Genomic DNA, 18,916 nt, shown 5'->3' on the forward strand with positions numbered 1-18,916 from the left:
TCTTAGAACCTAACTTTTATCCCTTTATCGGATGATTGGCGAACGGCATCCAGGATGGCCTGGGTTTTATGGCCGTCGGAAAAAGTCGGTAGATCTGGATCTATTCTATGGCTTACAATCGCTTCATATAGTTTGTCAAGAAATGGCTTAAAGGCGGGATAATAACGTGAAGCCGTGTATGGCATATCTTTCGGTGCTAGAATGTCTTCTATATCAATGTTCTCTAAAGACTGGTTCTCAAACCCTAGCTGAACAATTTGATCATCATTTAAAACAACCGTGCCTTTAGATCCATAGATTTTCAAAACCGACCCGAATCCATGGTTGGCGGCACTCATCAATTGCATTTTAAACGTTGTCCCACTCTTGAACTTTCCACTAATAAAGAAGGAATCGTCTGCATCCCGATATTCTGTAATTCCATGTTCATCTGTAAATTCAGGAATATGTACGTTTAACTGCGCAATCAAAGTTGATACCTCCTCGTCCATCCACCAGAGGATAGAATCTATCATATGTGATCCCATCGCGCCTAACATGCCGCCAAAATTTTTTTGTTGGCCAGCCCATCCTATGTTTTCAGTCGTTAGTGCGTGATAACCCGGAAAACTAATATCGTAATCAATGTGGAGGACTTTACCGATTTGCTCTTCGCTCAATATTTTTTTTACAATTTGTCTGGCTGAAAGAAATCGCCATTCAAAATTGACAAAACCTGAACGTGACGATTTCTCTTGAGCGCGCATCATCTTTTTTGTTTCATCTAGATTAAGAGCCATAGGCTTTTCACATAAAACATGGGCTCCGTATGAAAAAGACGTGACCGCCATTTCACAATGCAAAGAAGGAATGGCTGCGATTGAAACCAGATCCAATTGTTCTTTTTCAAGCATTTCTTTCCAGTCGATATAAATATTTTCTATCCCTGTTTGTTTTTGGACTTTCCCAATGTTTCCCCTTGCCACACTACATACGGAGATCACGTCAAACCCCGGATGAGATTGCATGATCGGAGCATGCACATCGGCACCAAATCCTGTGCCGATGATTCCAACACGTAATGGCTTCATTTAATTTCCTCCCACTGAGCTAATTGCAAACCATTTCATCCAATATTCAGTCTATTTCGAGTATAACTTTTTCATAAACTGATTGCCAAATAAAGAGAAACGGATATCGTATGGTTTTTCTACTCAGACAGGAAAAGGATTTTTTAATATCTATCACGAATCCAAGAAAATAAATACAAAAAAGGAAACCGTGCAGGATATTCGGAAAATAGCGTACCGTTTTGATATCAGTTTTAAATACACTTCGTTAGATCAGTGAAGAATGAAAAACCGCAAAAAAAGTCAAGAACAACACCTCTTTCGCCGTTATACTTTGAATCAAAGCTAAGGGAGCCGGGTGAACACATGAAGTATTATGAAGGCATTCAGAAAGTGATCGATTATATCGAGGAAAATTTGAAGAATAAAATTTCGCTGGAGGACATCGCGAAGATTGCAGGCTATTCGATGTACCATTTCCATCGCATTTTTCAGTCGTATGTGAAGGAATCGGTATCTGAATACATTCGAAGAAGACGATTGACAAAGGCGGCATACGATATCCTTCATACGAAAGAAAAACTTGTCGATATCGCGATTGAATACCAGTTTGAAACTCATGAATCATTTACTAGAGCTTTCAAAAAAATGTTTCATGTAACGCCAGGATCGTTCCGACAAAACAACGAGAGATTACTTATAAGAGAAAAACAGCGAATCACTGAGCAAAAGCTACACTATCTAAATGGAGGGATGGCAATGGAGCCAAAAATTGTTGTGAAAGATCAATTTACAGTGGTTGGTATAGCCTGTTCAACAACGTTGACCGAGAGCAAAGTTCCGGCCCTTTGGGAAGAATTTCTTTTAAGAGTAGGAGAAATTAAAAACAGAATTTCACCCGATTTAATGATGGGAGTAAGTGAATTTGCCACGAATCACGTTCATGAAGATTTTTCATACATGGCATGCGTTCCTGTAAGCAGCGTCTATGATCTGCCAGCAGGAATGGTATGCAAGACCATCCCTAAAAGGGAGTATGTAGTTGTCACTCATAAAGGGAAGCTAAATTCACTTGGAAACGCTTTTGATTACATTTATGGCAGCTGGTTGCCGAAATCAGGATATGAGCTGGTGCAAGGAGATGATTTTGAAATCTATGATAAACGATTTTTAGGCGCAGACAATGAAGAGTCACAGGTCGATATCTACATTCCCATTCGAAAGACTGGTGAAAACGCTCTTTAGTTTAGAGAGGAAAATAAGGAGGATCAGGTGTTATTTCTTCGCCTGATCCCCCTGTCATTTTTCTTTAAAATGGCATGCTCCGTTAGACTAATGTTGATAAAAACGCGGTCATACGCTTCAAGCATCTGGTTCACTTCTTGAGTCAAAATACAAAATTTGCAACTGGCACCTTCTTCAGGTGCTTTTTTTTTCGAACATTTATAACGTTTCGCTCTGATTCTTCTTGAAGTCCCGGGCCTGTTTGTCGCTCACTTTTTTCCAGATAAAATAGGCAATTGTCACCGCGATCAAGAAAGGGAACCCAAGAGTCAATGTCGCCTTGAAATCAGGCGAAAACCATGTGGATAAAACGACGAGCGCCAAAAGCACGGCTCCAATGACCGTTAAATACGGGTACCCGATCATGCGAACCGGCAGTTTCCCTCCCCCCATCTGATTCCATCTTCGCCGGAAAAAAAGGTGGGTAACAAAAATCATAAACCACGCAAACATCGCCCCGAAACTCGATACGGAAATCATGCCCATGAAAGCTGTCTCCGGTGAAACGACGGTATAAATTGCAGCGATGGCAATCCCAATGGTTGATAAGGCAAGCGCCATTACGGGAACGCCTTTCCTGCTCAGCATTCCGAAGCTTTGAGGGGCATATCCTGCACGCGATAATGAAAACATCATGCGCGTTGAGATGTAAAGCTGGCTATTCATGGCTGATAGAGCAGCGATAAGGATGACAAAATTCATAATCCCTCCGGAACCGGGAATATTGATGAGCTCCATTACTTTAACGAATGGGCTTTCTTCACCGCCTGCAGCTTTCCAAGGGACAATCATCAGCATGAGAGAAAGGGTCAAAAGATAAAACAGGACAAGGCGGAAAACAGCGGACTTAAGTGCTAAAGGGACGGCTTTCTCGGGCTCTTTCGCTTCCCCGGCGCTTACCGCGATCATTTCAATACTCAAATAGCTGAAAAGCGAAAGAAAAATGGCGATCCACATTCCCCAGAATCCATTAGGAAAAAATCCGCCTGCTTTCGTATAATTTTGCGGCCCCATTTCCGGATGCCTTCCCGAGCCAAACAGAACGATGCAAGCCAGGACGATAAATCCGATAATCGCGATAACTTTGATCATCGAAAACCAATACTCGACACTTCCAAATAAATTGACGCTTGTCGCGTTTACATAGAGCAAAACGGCGGAAAATAGGAGAACCCATACCCATCCGGGAAAGGAAGGAAACCAATACTTCATGTAGACCGAAATAGCCGTTACTTCCGTCCCTACCGCACAAACGAGACAAAACCAATACGAATAGCGGACGGCAAACCCCGCCCATGGGCTAATGTAACGTTCCGCATAAGCGCCAAAAGATCCTGAAGTAGGATGGGCGACGGTCATTTCCGCAAGGCACCCCATAAGCAGAAGGGCAATGACGGCTCCTATGGCATAGCTGACAATGACGCTCGGTCCCGCTGTACGGATAGCAAGGCCGCTCCCCAGAAACAAGCCTGTTCCAATCGCGCCTCCGATTGCGATCATTGAGAGTTGGCGAGTCGTCAACCCTCGATTCAATCCTTTTTCTCTTTCCATAATGTCCTGGAAATAATCTTTTTGCTCCCCCATTGAACTTCCCCTTTCGAAGTTGAAATGATTTCTTTTGATTCATAAAACGATTGCTATGCGTTCTTTGTACATAAACAATGGAACATTTGTCAATTTCAAAATTTCAGAATATGGGATTGGAAACAAAAATATTTAGATCATAAAACTTTGATTCTGGCAATAACCATCGTTTGAAAAAATGAATAACAGCCATTACCCCTTTAAAGGTAATGGCCGTTACTAAAAAGGAACGCTTATTTTTTTATGCCTGTATAGATGTGAATGGCATCCCGCAAAAATTCAGCCGCTCCGGTTCCCACCTTATCATAGTATGCAGTAAACCTTTCATCATCTACATACATTTGGGCGACGCTGGCATGGGCTTCTTTTGTGTAGCCATCCCAATAAAACAATAGCCACCTGCGATGCAAATCCGCCGCCTTCTGGGCCAACTCTCCAGCCGGGTCACCTGTGGCGAACGCCTTTTTAAGTGTAGCCAAAATATCTTCGCTTAATTTTTCGATTTCCGCATATTGCTCTTTCGTCATGTTTTTAAGTTTTTGATTGGACTGATCGACGACTTCATTCCCATACTTCGAACGGATTTCCTCGCCATACATCTTTTCATTTTCATCAATCAGCTTTTGCTTGAAACCTTCAAATTTTTCTTGATCCGTCATTGTCATTCTCCCTTCTCGCGTAGCCAATGTTTTATCAACATTCGCAATCAGCTTATCCAATTGTTCTCGTTTTGCCAGAAGTTTGTCCCGATGTTCCTTCAGTGCATGGGTTAGATCAAACGACGGTGATGTTACAATTTTCTTTATTTGATCCAGGCTCACACCGAGTTCTCTGTAAAATAAAATTTGCTGCAGCAGATCGACTTCTTTTTGCCCATAAATGCGATACCCTGACGAATTGATTCTCGCCGGCTTAAGAATCCCAATTTCATCATAATACCGCAAAGTCCTCGTGCTGACCCCTGCGAGTTTTCCTAGCTTTTGCACTGTATATTCCATGTTCTCAACCTCCTGACAATTCCACTTTACACCTTTACGTAACGTCAATGTAAATAGCTTTTTGAAAAAAATTTTGCAAATTTATTTTACAATCGTTTCTTTCCATGTTATCATTAGTTAACCATTTTACTTAATTAATATATATGGATTTAAGAGCAAACCGTATTTTCATTTAGGTGTAGCGACTTTATAATCCCTGCACGTTGTAGAATGATAAATACGGTTTTTTACTTTTTCCAACGTATTAGAGGTTGTTCAAATAAGTCCGGGGGCTCACAGGACGTGAGTCAGTTCGATGTTATCACAGGATGTGATGGTGTCAGTCGTACTTCCTGGCCCTGTTTGTCCCCCTTTTTGAACACTCGTAATTTTGTAATTTGGTTAAATTTTGTACTTGAAGAGTACCTAAATGGAGGAAATTATTTTTATGCAAAACGGTAAAGTAAAATGGTTTAATGCGGAAAAAGGGTTTGGTTTCATCGAAGTTGAAAATGGTGATGATGTATTCGTTCATTTCTCAGCCATTCAAAGTGACGGTTTTAAAACATTAGAAGAAGGTCAAGCGGTTACTTTTGATGTGACTGAAGGCCAACGCGGGCCTCAAGCTGCCAACGTAAGAAAAGCATAATCGCAGCCAGCGTAAGAAAACCCTTTGTTTCAGAATTAAAATGAAACAAAGGGTTTTTCGTTTGCTGTTTTTAATGCATGATTGGCCAATAAAGAAAGGGTTGAATCGTCCATTGGCGGATTATGAAGCCCTGCCCGAACGTTCAAGTAATAGCGTTGGAGAGGATTGGCCTCCGACAAGCTTCTTGCGCCTACAATTCGCATCGCGTGATCGACAATGGAGATCGCGCTATTGGTAACGATATATTTAGCAGCCGCCAGCTCGGGCTTTAGTTCATTGCGGTCGGTTGCCGAATCGTATTTTTCAGCGACGCTATAAAGGAAATGCCGCGCTTGCATCAATTCCAGCTCCATTTTTCCGATCGCCTGCTCTACCGTCGGCAATTGGCCGATCGGATGTTTTAAACTGTTTGGCTGGTAATGGGCGGCAAAATCGAGGCAATAATTCCGGGCCGCTGTCGCGATTCCTAAATAGCATGCTGGAATATGGAGGAGCCAGCCGCTGTTTTTAGCGCTTGATTTTCCCGGAATCTTTTTTTCTACTAAATATTCTTGAGGAATCTTTACTTCATGCATGACGAGATCATGGCTTGCCGTCCCGCGCATCGCCACACTGTCCCATGTCTCTTCGATCGATACGCCCTCAACCGTTTTTGGGATGAGGAATTCTCCCACTTCATCGGTCCCTTCAATGGATGCTGTTACAAGAAAATAGTCTAAAACAGGAGACATGGTCGTGAACGTTTTCCTACCTGAAATGCTCCAGCCGCCTTTGTGTCTGGAGGCGGAAGTTGCCGGTTTCCCCCCTCTTGTCGGGCTCCCCGTCTGGCGCTCTGTTGCCGCTCGATTCAATAGCGCCCCTTTTTTGACTTGTTCACAAATATAGGAGAACATTGTTGGTTCCCACGTGCGATTTTCCGCCAGATCCATTACAATGCCGACATGCCAGCCGATCGATAACGCCGTTGAACCGCAGCCCCGGGCAATTTGTTCCTGGAATAGCAAAAAGTCATATAACGATATCTCTTCTCCCCCGAACTCTTTCGGCAATGATATGCTCGTATAGCCAATATCTTTCAAATCCTGTATATTTTCAAATGGAAACGAGCCTTTTTCTGTTAGCTCATGTTCCCGTTTCACAAACTGAGGTGTTACGGCTTTTAATTTTTTCATTATTTTTTGCTGTGTTTTCGTTTTGATAAAACCGTCGTTCACAATCGCCACACCCTTCTTTTTACACATTTTATTTCATCTAATGTCAGCCGAACATTTTAGATTAATCACATTATTACACTATTCCGATAAAAACAAAAGGTTTTTGCAATAAGATGATAAAAAGCCTGTCACATAAGACAGACTTTTTCTTTGAGTTATTCCATTGCTTTATAAACGATGGTGGCGATCTGTTTCGTCAGGACACCGGTATTCGGATAGCCGTCTTTTTTTAGGCCATTATTTTGCTTATTCGTTAATACGTAAATTTGCAAATTGTTTTCAGGGTCGATGATCATTTGTGTCCCCGTCGAACCGGTATGGCCAAACGTCAAATCGGAATGCAACGTTCCCATATACCAGTTTTTGTTTCGTTCCCATCCGTACCCTTGTCCAAATCGGTGTTCGGATGTAAATTCACGCAACTTTTTTTCATGATAAAGCCTCGTTTTTCCGTAAGTTCCTCCGTTTAGCATCGCCTGCCCCAATATGCTCAAGTCTTTGGCTGTCGAAAACAAACCGGCGTTCCCGCAAACCCCCCCGTTCGAATAATAACAGATGCCATCATTCACTTCTCCGACAAGCGTGTAATGTCTCCATTTTTTAAAGGACTCCGCCTTTTCTTTAGACATTGCGTTGTATTCCTCCGGATTTCCCCACGAGGTTGCAGCTACTCGATTTTTTAATTTTTTGCCAGGCTTAAACATCGTATCGGTCATATGAAGCGGTTTGTAAAATTCTTTTTCTAAATATACATCAAGAGGCTGCTTCGTTATTTTCTCAATAATAAATTGGAGCGTAATAAAATTAAAGTCACTGTAAACCCGTTTGGATCCGGTTTTGTAATTCAGCTTCATATGATCAATGTAGTCCAACATTTCTTTCGGGTTGGCTGCTACGAGATACGAAGGTTCCCACGATGCAAGTCCGGAAGTGTGTGTCAATAAATCGGCGATCGTGATATGTCCTTTGCCGTTTTTCCTGAATTCCGGAAGATACTTCACGACGCGGTCTTGAACCGAAAGCTTTCCTTCATCAACCAGTTTCATAATCCCCTGGGTCGTTCCCATCACCTTCGTAATCGATGCGAGGTCAAACATCGTATTCGCCGTCATTTTGCGCGGCCTGCTCAGCAATTGGCCCATATCATATTTATAGGCATAACCATACGCGCTTTCTTTAATAATCTTCCCGTCTTTTGCGACTAATACGACTGCCCCGGGAGTAACACCATGATCAATCGCTTTTTTTACAACGTTGTCGATCTCACTAAGTTTTCTCCCGTTGACGCCGGCTTTCTCAGGAGAGCTGTAAGTTACAACGTAATGTTCCGTTTTTTTTACCTGTGCACTTTTTCCAAACAAAAGAAGGATAGCCAGGCTTAAAATCCCTATCGCCAGTCCAATTGAAAATCGTTTGATCATTTTTTTCCTCCACAAACTCTGGATCTAGTTTCTTTCCTTTATTATTACCATACTAACAAAAAATAGCTTGGAGTACTTCTTTTATCTGCAAATAAATAAGCCAATCTCTCGAAAAGAGATTGGCTTTATTTAAAAATTCGAACAATTCACGGCGTGCTTTTAAATGAAAAACTATTTCGAGTATTTATCATCAATTCGTTTTTCAATTCTTGTCATTTCTTTTTGATCTTTCAGCAGTTCTTTCTTATTCTCTGATACTAGCTGCTTGAAAGATAATTTGATTGTTCTTCTCATATTCCATCACCTTACTTTTTCAATTTTTAACTCTGATTAAGTATACCTCATTTTTTGAATAGTTAAACCGTCAAATTGTTAAAAGTTTTTGAATGTTTGGTTAATAAATTGTGAAAATAATGAATACCCCGAATCAAAACATTCGGGGCATCCCTAAATTTTCACTTTGCATGGGTGGGGTTCCGTTGTTGCTCTATGATGATAGAGGAACAATATTTTCTTGCATCCGCATTCGAGATCTGCAACACTTCCTTTTTGCCCCTGTTATTACCTGGCATCTTTTCCCGGTGTTCAAATTCAACAATTGATCCATCTAACGTTTCTGTCACTTTCACAATCCGGTACCCTCGCTCAACAAGAAAATCGAGTTTTTCTTTTTCAGAAATGTATTCTTCATATGCTGACATCAAACCCCTCCTTTATAAAGGTTTTTTTCTATTGCACGCTTAATGGAGCCTGTTCCGGTACAGGTTCCTCGCCCAGTTCAATCGTCCAATCCCTTCCTGCAGTAATGCCAAGGTATTTCTCATCACTTGGGTCGCTCAGTTCGGCCTGCGGATATTTCTTAAACCACCAGAACTTCGCAAGCATGTAATAACTGAACGCACCTGCGGCAAACCCGACAAGAAATGAATAGGCCGGGAGAAAATAAGCGGCAATTCCGCCAATCCCCCATGAAAGCAAGCCTGCGATATTCACGCCGCCTGCATAATAAAATTGCCCGTTGTTTTCATACAGATCATGCACATTGACTCTTCGTTTTCGAATGAGATAATAATCGGCGTAAAGAATTCCGACAATCGCTGATAAAATCCCTCCGACGGTCAATAAAAACGGCACGAGCACAGCGAACAAATTCCATGGCTGGACGACGGAGCCGACAATTCCCGCCGCAAACACCCCGACATAAAATGGAACTTTCGGGCCTCCTACGTTCGAGAAGATAACGGCTGCCGGAATGACATTCGCCGCCGTATTCGTTGACCATTGGGCGAAAACGATCATAAGAAGCAATATCCCTAAAACAAAGCCGTTTGCTGCTTCTTGCAGGGCAACAACCGGATCATAATTTTGCACCGCGATATAAGAGACACCGCCGATGATGATCATAAAGGTTTGCGTTAATGGAAGAGCAACCATATTTCCCATAATCGCGTTTTTGTTTCGCTTGAACCAGTTCTTTTCATACTTTGGCGCCTTTATGAAGCGGGAGATGGAAGGAATGTCGGCAGCGAGCGTCGCCCAGAATCCCATATTGCTGAAGATAACGATGATGAAAGCTGTAAACGCTGCCGTACCTGTGACCGGACTTTCTACCCAGTTCCAGACGTGGCGCCCATGGGCGAGGGCTTTATCCGATAATGTCCCGTACATCCAGATCGAAATTAAAATGATGACAGGAGCGGCCAAATCCGCGAATTTTTCAACCGCCTTAATCCCAAACGCCGTATTCAATAGTTGGACAATCGCAAAGAGGATATAACAGATAAACCAATTGTCAAACCCCGTTAATGTATTTAAAATGCCATTTAAAGCAGTCGACCCAAAATACGTGTTAATCCCAAACCAGAATGAAGCGGTAAGACCCCGGACGACGGAAGGGATGTGGGTGCCGATCGTGCCGAACGGCGCCCGCATATAAACAGGAAATGATAATCCGTGTTCGATTCCGATATCGCCAATGAGCGTAATAAAAAATCCGGTCGCAAGGGTTCCAATAACCGTCGCAAGAACGACCCAGCCTAAAGACAAATGCTTAACACCTTCTCCACCAATCGCAAACGCAGCTAAAACGACGGCCATTCCAATCCACATTGTTGAAAATCCAAAACTACCAATCTTTCGGTTTTGGTGGGTAATGGGAAATAAATCAGGTGATTTTAAATAACTTCCTTTCATGCGACTCTTCCTTTCAAAGGACTATTTTTACACAACCCTGGCTGCGTCTAACTGCAGAATAGTAGATTCGTCTTTGTCTCAACGGGTGCTATTTTGTGACAACTTGTTTCGGCGCTTCGATTTCCTGGGAAAATTTTGCCCGTTTTAAATAACGGCCTCTTCCCGGTTCAGCCACTAATTTTTTATCACGGATCACAAATTCTCCTCTTGATAGGACGGAAATCGGTTCACCTGTAATTTCCATTCCTTCAAACGCATTGTAATCAACGGCCATATGATGGGTTTTCGCTGAAATGGTACGTCTGGCGTTCGGATCGAAAATGACAAGATCGGCATCGCTTCCTGCCGCGATCGTTCCTTTTTGCGGAAACAGGCCAAACAGCTTCGCATTTTTCGTTGATACAATGTCAACGAATTGATTCAACGTGATCCGGCCTTTTTTCACTCCTTCCGAGAACAGGACGCTTACCCGGTCTTCAATGAACGGGCCGCCGTTTGGAATTTTGGTAAAGTCGCCTTTTCCAAGATCCTTTTGCCCTTTAAAGTCAAATGAGCATTGATCCGATCCGAGCGTTTGCAGCTGGTCGTTTTTCAACGCGTTCCAGAGCACATCTTGATGCCACTTTTCTCTAAGAGGCGGTGACCAGACGTATTTCGCTCCCTCAAAATCTGGTTTTTCAAGGGCAGACTGGTCAAGCAGCAAGTATTGCGGGCACGTCTCCCCGTATACTTGAATTCCGTTGTTCCGCGCTTCAATAATCTTGCCTACTGCCTGGGCGCAAGAAACATGGACGACATACAATCGGGCGTTCGCAAGCCCTGTCAGCATGCATGCCCGGCCTGTTGCCTCTCCTTCAACTTCTGGCGGTCTTGTAAGGGCGTGGTAAATCGGGTCGGTCTTTCCTTCTTCAAGCACTTTTTTACACAGGTAATCAATGACATCCCCATTTTCGGCATGAACCATAACAAGCGCGCCGTGCTCTTTCGCTGTTACAAGCGTATGGAAAAGCGTTTCATCATCTGCCTGGAATACATTTTTATACGCCATGAACACTTTGAAAGATGTAATTCCATCTTCTTCAATCACTTTCGGAATTTCCTTTAACACGTTTTCGTTGATTTCCGAAATCATTAGATGGAAGCTGTAATCAATAACAGCTTTATCTTTCGATTTGGCGTGCCATGTTTTAATCGCATCTTTCAATGGCTTCCCTTTGTCCGTCAAACAAAAATCGATAATCGTCGTTGTTCCGCCAAACGCCGCCGCTATTGTCCCCGTTTCAAAATCATCTTTCGTGACGGTTCCGCCAAACGGCATTTCCAAATGGGTATGCGGGTCAATTCCGCCGGGGAAGACATAACAGCCATTTGCATCGATCACCTCTGCACCTTCAGAAGGCAAATCCGTTCCGACCGCTTTAATTTTTTCATTTTCGATTAAAATTTCGGCTTTAAATGTATCTGTGGCGGTGACAATCGTTCCGTTCTTAATGATTTTTCTCATGATAAAAACCTCCTAGTATCGATTACGATTGATTCGTTAAACGGCTAATCGCCATCTGCCGTTCATTCCATGTCATCGGCGGTTTTTCATAAGGGAGTTCGACCATGTCAATCGCTCCATCGACCGGACAAACGATCGAGCATAAGTTGCAGCCGACGCAATCTTCCTCGCGAACTTGCAAATACGGCTCTCCGTTTGCATCAATTAGTCGTTCAATGCACTGATGCGATGCGTCTTCACAAGAAATGTGACATTTATTGCAGTTAATGCATACGTCGTTGTTGATACGGGCAACGACCCGGTAGTTTAAGTCAAGATTTCCCCAATCGGAATATTTTTCAACAGATTTCCCGACAATTTCACGAACCGAGGAAATGCCTTTTTCATCGAGATACGAATTGAGGCCGTCGATCATGTCTTCAACAATGCTGAAGCCATGGTGCATCGCAGCGGTAGCGACCTGGACGTTCGTCGCGCCCATCAGCAAAAATTCTACGGTATCCTTCCAATTGGAAATGCCGCCAATCCCTGATATCGGCACATGAATGTCGGGATTGCGGGCACATTCGGCAACCATGTTCAGCGCAATCGGCTTGACGGCTGGACCGCAATATCCGCCGTGCGCTCCTTTCCCGGCCACGTGAGGAATCGTGTTCCACGTATCAATGTCTACGCCTGCAAGACTGTTGATCGTATTGATCATGCTAACCGCATCCGCTCCGCCTCTGACAGCTGCTCTTGCCGTTACAGTGATATCGGTAATATTCGGCGTTAATTTCACAATGACCGGCGTTTCTGCTACTTCTTTTACCCACATCGTTTGCGCTTCCACTAAATCCGGCTGTTGTCCGGAGGCCGCTCCCATTCCCCGTTCCGCCATCCCGTGCGGACAGCCAAAGTTAAGCTCCAGACCATCGACGCCTACATCTTCGACCCGCTTGACAATGTCATGCCATTTTTCACGTTTCGGCTCTACCATAAGCGAGGCAATGATCGCATGATCCGGAAACCGTTTCTTCGTTTCATAGATTTCCTTTAAGTTCACGTGAAGCGGACGGTCTGTAATAAGTTCAATGTTATTAAACCCGGCTACTCTCTGGCCGTTAAAACTAACAGCGGCAAATCGGGAAGTCGTATTAATAATCGGTTCGCCAAGCGTTTTCCAGACGGCCCCTCCCCATCCGGCTTCAAAAGCGCGCTGGACTTGATAGCCGGAATTCGTCGGCGGAGCCGATGCCAGCCAGAACGGATTCGGTGATTCTATTCCTGCTAGATTGCTTCGTAAATCAGCCAAAGGTAAAACCTCCCCACTACTAGATTAAGTTAAGCGCTTTCGATGCCAGCCTTTGTCAGTTGCTTATGGATCGCATACGCCGTATCTTTTCCTTGCTGGGCAGCCGTCACGACCATTGCCTCTCCATGGCCATCTCCAAAAATTACGTCGCCCGCCGCATAGATTTTCGGATTGGAAGTCTGGCAAGTTTCTAGATTGACTTTTACGATGCCCCGGTGGTGTTCAAGCCCGAACGCTTCGATGACGTCAAGATGTCTTGTCTGGCCTATCGCTTTGACCACCGCATCGACTTCAAGAATAAATTCCGATCCTTCAACCGGTATCGGACGGCGGCGTCCATCCGCACCCGGCTCTCCTAATTCCATGCGCCAGCATTCGAGCTGTTTGACGTTTCCCTTCTCGTCCCCGATGATTCGTTTTGGAACGGTCAGCCATCTAAATTCAACGCCATCCTGTTTGGCAAAGTCGTATTCAAAATCATAGGCTGTCATTTCTTCTTGCGTTCGGCGGTAAAGAATTTTCACATTCGCTGCACCAAGCCTGACTGAACACGTTGCGGCATCAATGGCTGTATTGCCCGCACCGATTACGGCTACACGCTTTCCGACAAGTCCTTCTTTCAAATCAGCTGTCTTTGTCGCTTCAACAAACTCGATCGCATCATGCACACCGGCCAAATCTTCCCCTTCAATGCCGAGCATCGGCACTTTTCCCATCCCGATTGCCAGAACGACCGCATCAAAATTTTCCGTTATTTCATGGGCTTCAATATCGGCTCCGACCCGGACATTCGTAATCATTTCAACACCAAGCTGTTCAACTTGCTTCACTTCCCATAACGGAACTTCTTGAGGCAAACGGAACGAAACGATTCCGTATGTATTTAATCCTCCTGCCTTATCCTTTGCCTCAAAAATCGTCACTTCATAACCCAATCGCGCAAGCTCTCTTGCGGCTGATAAGCCGGCCGGTCCGCTTCCGATTATTGCTACTCTCCTTCCATTTTTTTCACCCGGCTTAAAAAGTGACTGTTCATTTTTAATCGCCCAGTCCGTCGCGTACCGCTGCAAGTCGCCAATCCTGATCGGCTTTGTGGAATGGTTTAAAACACAGGCTCCTTCGCATAGTTCTTCCGTCGGACATACCCTCGAACAACTGGCGCCAACCGGATTCGCTTCCATAATTGTTCTTGCAGACCCTTTTAAATTTCCGCTAGCGATTTTTTTAATGAAGGATGGAATGTTAATCCCGGTTGGACAGGCTTGAATGCATGGCGCGTCATAACAATAAAGGCAGCGGTTGGATTCATCCCTTGCTTCAGCTGGCGTCAAGCCTGCCTTTACTTCCTGGAAGTTCCGCGCAAGCTCGGTTAAAGAGATAAACGCACTCTTTTTTGTGCCCACAATTTTGACCTCCCTGTCGTCATTTCATACAAACATTCGATAACCTGGTTTTGTCCAGGCCTTTAGGTTCGGACTCTACTTATGCCCCGGAGTGCAAGTATTCTTGCCCATGGAAAAACCTATGGAAGAAGTGCCTGTATTTCCTGATACGTTTCCGGACGCCTGTCTCGGAAAAACTGCCATGTGTTGCGCACTTCGCGTATGAGATTCTTGTCCATTTCACCGATGATTACTTCATCCTTGTCGCGGCTGCCGATCGCGACCAAATTCCCCCTCGGGTCACACAAATATGACTGACCGTAAAATTCCCCCATATTCCACGGCGCTTCAACACCGACACGGTTAATAGCAGCAATATAATAACCGTTTGCGACAGCGTGGGCGGGCTGCTCCAGCTTCCATAAATATTCGGAAAGCCCCGCCACCGTTGCCGACGGGTTAAATACAATCTCGGCGCCACCCAGGCCAAGCAATCTTGCTCCTTCCGGGAAGTGCCGGTCATAGCAAATATAGACTCCGATTTTCGCAAAGGCGGTATCAAACACCGGATAACCCAGGTTTCCCGGCTTAAAATAATACTTTTCCCAAAAGCCGTGCCCTTCAGTTCCTACTTCAACTTGCGGGATATGGTGTTTGCGGTACTTTCCGAGATAGGATCCATCCGCGTCAATGACCGCAGCTGTGTTGTAGTATGTGGCAATGCCTTCTTTTTCGTAGATTGGCAACACAATGACCGCACCAAGCTCACGGGCGAGCGCCTGGAAGCGGCTTGTCGTCGGTCCGTTTGGAATTTCTTCTGCGGCATCGTACCACTTTGGATTTTGTTCCGTGCAAAAATATGGCCCATAAAAAATTTCTTGCAGGCAAATGATTTGCGCCCCTTTTTCAGCCGCTTCGCGGACAAGCTTTACGTGCTTTTCAATCGCCTTTTCCTTATGGACATGAACCGGCTCATTGCCATCTACATCATTTGACGCTTGAATAAGACCAATTCTCACACAACTGGACATCAAATCTCCCCTTTATATATGGATTTAGGCATGAAAAAGCAGGATGAATGGTGAGTGTACGAAAAATAAAACGAAATGACTGTAGTTTACTAAGGAAGGATATGTGCGAGTAAACAAGAGTAGACGTCTTTTACATTAAAAAAGAGCATGATATAGGCAGGAAAATGCAATAAAGGATCGAGAGTTGAACGGCTTCACCTCCACGATAATAAGTCTTGAACGAGAACTAAAACCCCACACTAATAATCTGAATATTTCTACTATACCACCTTTCCAACCGGCTTGCATTATACAGTCTGTCAAATCGTCCATCTTTTTCATTTGACATTTTGTTAATATAGAAATCTCTGAACTTTATGTCAGCATTTTTGACATCATTTTTTTATTTCTGAAATTCCATGTAAGATTTCCTTACAAACATAAAGATGATCGATCGTATGTTTATTAAACTGAGGATGAAGCTTCAAAGAGAACACATCAATGAAGGCGGTGATCCTTATTGTTACGGACCATTACTCAGTTTTTCGTTCTTTTAGCCACACTCTTCATCGGAAATTCGATCGCGGGCTTTTTCCGCCTTTCTTTCCCCGGAAGCATTATCGGCATGTTCCTTCTTTTATTTTTACTGCGAACTGGCCTTGTTAAAATAAATTGGGTTTCTACTGCCGCCAATCTCCATTTAAAGCACATGGCTGTTTTATTTATTCCAGCGATCATTGGCGTTTTTTTCAGGTTGGATTTACTGGAAGGCCTTGGCTGGAAACTGATCTTGATTTTAGCAATAAGCTGCTTGCTAAGTTTGTTCGGGGTCGGTTTTGCCGCTGAATTCTATGAAAAATTGACAAAGGGGAGAAGAAAATGACGATGGCGTTGATCGGTCATTCATTGTTCAGCACGTTTATTACAGGTGCGAGCTATTTACTCAGTTTACAACTATTCTATCGGCTGAAAAAGTTATGGCTTAATCCTCTATATACAGCAACTATCCTTCTTGCGCTGCTGCTCGCTTTTTTGAAAGTAGATTATTCAACTTATTCTAACGGCACAAGCATCTTTTCCATTCTTCAAGGAACGGCAGTTGTTTCAATGGCTATTCCCCTTTATTTGCAATGGCCCGTATTAAAAAAGCACTCCCTTAAAATCAGCTTCAGCATTGCCATAGGAAGTTTCTCAGGAATGGCGTTTATCTGGTTAACGACGAAAGCTTTGCTGATTAAAACAGATATTATCGCTTCGCTCATGCCAAAATCAGCGACCCTTCCAGTTGCATTGTCTGTTTCTGAGTCGCTTGGAGGAAAACCAACTTTAACGGTCCTTTTCGTATTGCTATCCGCTCTCTTTTCACTCATACTCGGTCCGAGCTTTTTTAACTGGGTAAACATCAAAAGCGATTTTGCCAAAAGTTTGTCGCTTGGGGCATGCGCACAGGCTCTTGGAGTCAACAAAGCCTTTCAATGGGGAGAAGAAGCTGGAGCCATCGGAAGCGTCGGCATGACCACATCCGCTGTTCTTATCTCGTTTCTTATTCCGCTCTTCGCCTTTATCATCTAAAAAATTCCCTGCGTAAGCTTTAATAGCGAAAGGGGTGAACTTTATGGGGAATCTTTTTAGAAATGCAATCGAAAAAAAGAAGCAATATTACATCCATCAGTTAATCTCTTCAGGGCATTATCAAAAATCAGATCAGCATCTATATCAATTGACATTAAGCGAGCTAGAGCATTTTTATAAATTGTTGCAAGCTTCAAATAAAGCGAATCGATAAAATAAGTCAGGGGCATGCTCTTTTTTGGCCCCTGCCTTTATCGATTATGCATTTATTTATTTCGAGCGATTTGCAGCGCTGTTCTGTACAAAAGTTCTGTTCCAAGCGCGAGATCTTCCGGCGATGAAAATTCCGCCGGATTGTGGCTGATTCCGTCTTTTGAGCGGACAAAGATCATGCCGTAATCGCAAGCATACGACATGGCGAGCGCATCATGAAATGGGCCGCTCATTAATTCTGGCGTCTCTATGCCCATATTCGTTCCTTCTTGATGGATAATCTTTTTGATCCAATCAGCACAATATCGCGGTTCGCTGTTTGTATCTTCTCGAATTTCAAATGTCAGACCATATTTATCGGCAATAGCTTCGATTTCCCGGCGCAGTTTCTGTTCATATTGATCGCGGCGCCTTAAGTCGATGTCGCGCAGATCGACCGTAAAGGCGACTTCTTCCGGAATGATGTTTCTTGAGTTAGGAAACACTTGCATATTCCCGACCGTACCGACCGCTTTAGTATCGGGATCCTGCTGTACCATTTGATTGAGGAAGAGAATGATCTCCGCCGCACCTAAAAGCGCGTCTTGCCTCATATTCATCGGCACTGAACCAGCATGGCCGGCAAATCCTTTCAGCTTGACCGTCCACCAGAGCGGGCCGGAAATCCCTGAAACAACACCAACCGGTTGATTGGCTCGATCAAGAACCGGGCCTTGCTCGATATGCAGTTCAAGGAAACAGTGAATGCTTCCTTGTTCATATTGAGATTCCGAAAACTTTGCCGGGTCGCAGCCAAAATCTCTTAACGCTTGTTCCCTCGTTATCCCTTCTTGATCTTTTCTTTGCAAGTCGCTTTCTTCAAGCTGCCCCGTGATTCCTTTGGATCCGAAAAGGCCTTTGTTAAAGCGCCAGCCTTCTTCATCGCAAAACGAAACGACTTCAATTGGACGTTCCGGAATGATTCCCTGTTCCTTTAACGTTGCGGCCACTTCAATTCCGCCGAGCACGCCAGCGGTTCCGTCATAGCGGCCGCCATATGGCTGAGAATCAAGATGGGATCCGATCATCAGCACAGGGGCATCCGGGTTCTTTCCTTCATAACGGCCGATTAAATTGCCGAAATGATCGATTCGGACACTCATTCCTGCTTCTTCCATCCAGCCTCTTGCCACATTAAACGCTTCTTTTTCAACCTCTGATAAAGCCGGACGGCACACGCCCGTTTCTCCAATTTTCCCAATTTGGCCCATAATTTCAAAGCGTTTCTTTAATCGTTCCGCATTGATTTGCAGTTGCTGAACGTTCAACTTTATGTCTCTCCTTTCTTTTTTCCAATCTTAACTGAATACTAGATAATAAATGAGGTATGGTGTATCAGGTGGCCGAAGTTCTTTAAGCTGACTTATGTGGTCTTTCAGCCAAATCGTGTGTGCTCCGGATAATAAATAACGAGGATAAAAAAACTGCGACAAGCTCAATTCCAATGAGGAGATTTTTGCATGACATCATTTTATGCGGATAATCTGGTTTACACCACGTACTTTCGGCAGCCCACTTGAATTTTCCTGCT

At 44.0% G+C, this 18,916-nt stretch carries 18 protein-coding genes; 5 read left to right on the plus strand and 13 right to left on the minus strand.

What is annotated here, in order from left to right:
• Positions 1-2 precede the first annotated feature (2 nt).
• The gene (locus tag WD019_RS11390; protein WP_425711558.1) at positions 3-1,070 is read right to left on the minus strand and encodes a Gfo/Idh/MocA family protein; all 1,068 of its coding nucleotides are present in this window, start codon (positions 1,068-1,070) and stop codon (positions 3-5) included.
• A 345-nt stretch (positions 1,071-1,415) separates the two neighbouring features.
• On the opposite strand from WD019_RS11390, the gene WD019_RS11395 reads away from it, so the two are divergent.
• A complete protein-coding gene (locus WD019_RS11395; protein WP_425711559.1) occupies positions 1,416-2,294 on the plus strand; it encodes an AraC family transcriptional regulator in 879 nt (292 codons plus the stop codon).
• Between the two features lie 198 nt (positions 2,295-2,492).
• Here the strand turns inward: WD019_RS11395 and WD019_RS11400 are convergent, their stop codons facing one another.
• Entirely contained in the window at positions 2,493-3,917 is a 1,425-nt protein-coding gene (locus tag WD019_RS11400) for an amino acid permease (RefSeq protein ID WP_425711560.1), read from the minus strand.
• Between the two features lie 233 nt (positions 3,918-4,150).
• Positions 4,151-4,915 carry a MerR family transcriptional regulator gene (locus WD019_RS11405; protein WP_425711561.1) on the minus strand — a complete coding sequence of 255 codons (765 nt, stop codon included), beginning with the start codon at positions 4,913-4,915 and terminating at the stop codon, positions 4,151-4,153.
• A gap of 427 nt (positions 4,916-5,342) precedes the next feature.
• Between WD019_RS11405 and WD019_RS11410 the strand changes: the two genes are divergently transcribed.
• Positions 5,343-5,543: a cold-shock protein gene (locus WD019_RS11410; RefSeq protein ID WP_026677963.1), complete on the plus strand. Its 201-nt coding sequence runs from the start codon at positions 5,343-5,345 to the stop codon at positions 5,541-5,543.
• 35 nt (positions 5,544-5,578) lie between these two features.
• Here the strand turns inward: WD019_RS11410 and WD019_RS11415 are convergent, their stop codons facing one another.
• From WD019_RS11415 to WD019_RS11455, 9 genes are all read right to left on the minus strand, one after another.
• Complete coding sequence (locus tag WD019_RS11415) at positions 5,579-6,784, minus strand: acyl-CoA dehydrogenase family protein (protein WP_425711562.1); 1,206 nt, start codon at positions 6,782-6,784, stop codon at positions 5,579-5,581.
• A 128-nt stretch (positions 6,785-6,912) separates the two neighbouring features.
• Positions 6,913-8,178 (minus strand): serine hydrolase, encoded by a 1,266-nt coding sequence (locus WD019_RS11420; protein WP_425711563.1) that lies wholly within the window; start codon positions 8,176-8,178, stop codon positions 6,913-6,915.
• A gap of 171 nt (positions 8,179-8,349) precedes the next feature.
• Positions 8,350-8,472 (minus strand): FbpB family small basic protein, encoded by a 123-nt coding sequence (locus WD019_RS11425; RefSeq protein ID WP_081412656.1) that lies wholly within the window; start codon positions 8,470-8,472, stop codon positions 8,350-8,352.
• A 161-nt stretch (positions 8,473-8,633) separates the two neighbouring features.
• Positions 8,634-8,879, minus strand: coding sequence for a hypothetical protein (locus WD019_RS11430; protein WP_425711564.1), 246 nt, complete (start codon positions 8,877-8,879; stop codon positions 8,634-8,636).
• A gap of 28 nt (positions 8,880-8,907) precedes the next feature.
• The gene (locus WD019_RS11435) at positions 8,908-10,371 is read right to left on the minus strand and encodes an NCS1 family transporter (protein WP_425711565.1); all 1,464 of its coding nucleotides are present in this window, start codon (positions 10,369-10,371) and stop codon (positions 8,908-8,910) included.
• An 88-nt stretch (positions 10,372-10,459) separates the two neighbouring features.
• Positions 10,460-11,875, minus strand: a complete 1,416-nt coding sequence (gene hydA / locus WD019_RS11440; RefSeq protein ID WP_425711566.1) for a dihydropyrimidinase — start codon at positions 11,873-11,875, stop codon at positions 10,460-10,462.
• A gap of 22 nt (positions 11,876-11,897) precedes the next feature.
• Complete coding sequence (gene preA, locus WD019_RS11445; RefSeq protein WP_425711567.1) at positions 11,898-13,169, minus strand: NAD-dependent dihydropyrimidine dehydrogenase subunit PreA; 1,272 nt, start codon at positions 13,167-13,169, stop codon at positions 11,898-11,900.
• Between the two features lie 29 nt (positions 13,170-13,198).
• Positions 13,199-14,572: an NAD(P)-dependent oxidoreductase gene (locus WD019_RS11450; protein ID WP_425711568.1), complete on the minus strand. Its 1,374-nt coding sequence runs from the start codon at positions 14,570-14,572 to the stop codon at positions 13,199-13,201.
• Positions 14,573-14,691: 119 nt separating this feature from the next.
• Positions 14,692-15,582 carry a nitrilase-related carbon-nitrogen hydrolase gene (locus WD019_RS11455; RefSeq protein ID WP_026677971.1) on the minus strand — a complete coding sequence of 297 codons (891 nt, stop codon included), beginning with the start codon at positions 15,580-15,582 and terminating at the stop codon, positions 14,692-14,694.
• Between the two features lie 499 nt (positions 15,583-16,081).
• Between WD019_RS11455 and WD019_RS11460 the strand changes: the two genes are divergently transcribed.
• The 3 genes from WD019_RS11460 to WD019_RS11470 are packed head-to-tail and all read left to right on the plus strand — an operon-like array spanning position 16,082 to position 17,347.
• Positions 16,082-16,444: a CidA/LrgA family protein gene (locus WD019_RS11460; protein ID WP_026677972.1), complete on the plus strand. Its 363-nt coding sequence runs from the start codon at positions 16,082-16,084 to the stop codon at positions 16,442-16,444.
• Positions 16,441-17,133, plus strand: coding sequence for an LrgB family protein (locus WD019_RS11465; RefSeq protein WP_026677973.1), 693 nt, complete (start codon positions 16,441-16,443; stop codon positions 17,131-17,133). Before WD019_RS11460 ends, WD019_RS11465 begins: the two co-directional genes overlap by 4 nt.
• Positions 17,134-17,176: 43 nt before the next feature.
• Entirely contained in the window at positions 17,177-17,347 is a 171-nt protein-coding gene (locus WD019_RS11470) for a Fur-regulated basic protein FbpA (protein WP_081412657.1), read from the plus strand.
• Positions 17,348-17,399: 52 nt separating this feature from the next.
• Here WD019_RS11470 and WD019_RS11475 read toward each other — a convergent pair whose 3' ends face one another.
• Positions 17,400-18,659, minus strand: a complete 1,260-nt coding sequence (locus WD019_RS11475; RefSeq protein ID WP_425711603.1) for a M20 family metallo-hydrolase — start codon at positions 18,657-18,659, stop codon at positions 17,400-17,402.
• Positions 18,660-18,916: the final 257 nt, after the last annotated feature.

The sequence above is a fragment of the Fictibacillus sp. Mic-4 genome (assembly GCF_049843615.1).
Classification (GTDB): Bacteria; Bacillota; Bacilli; order Bacillales; family Fictibacillaceae; genus Fictibacillus_A; species Fictibacillus_A gelatini.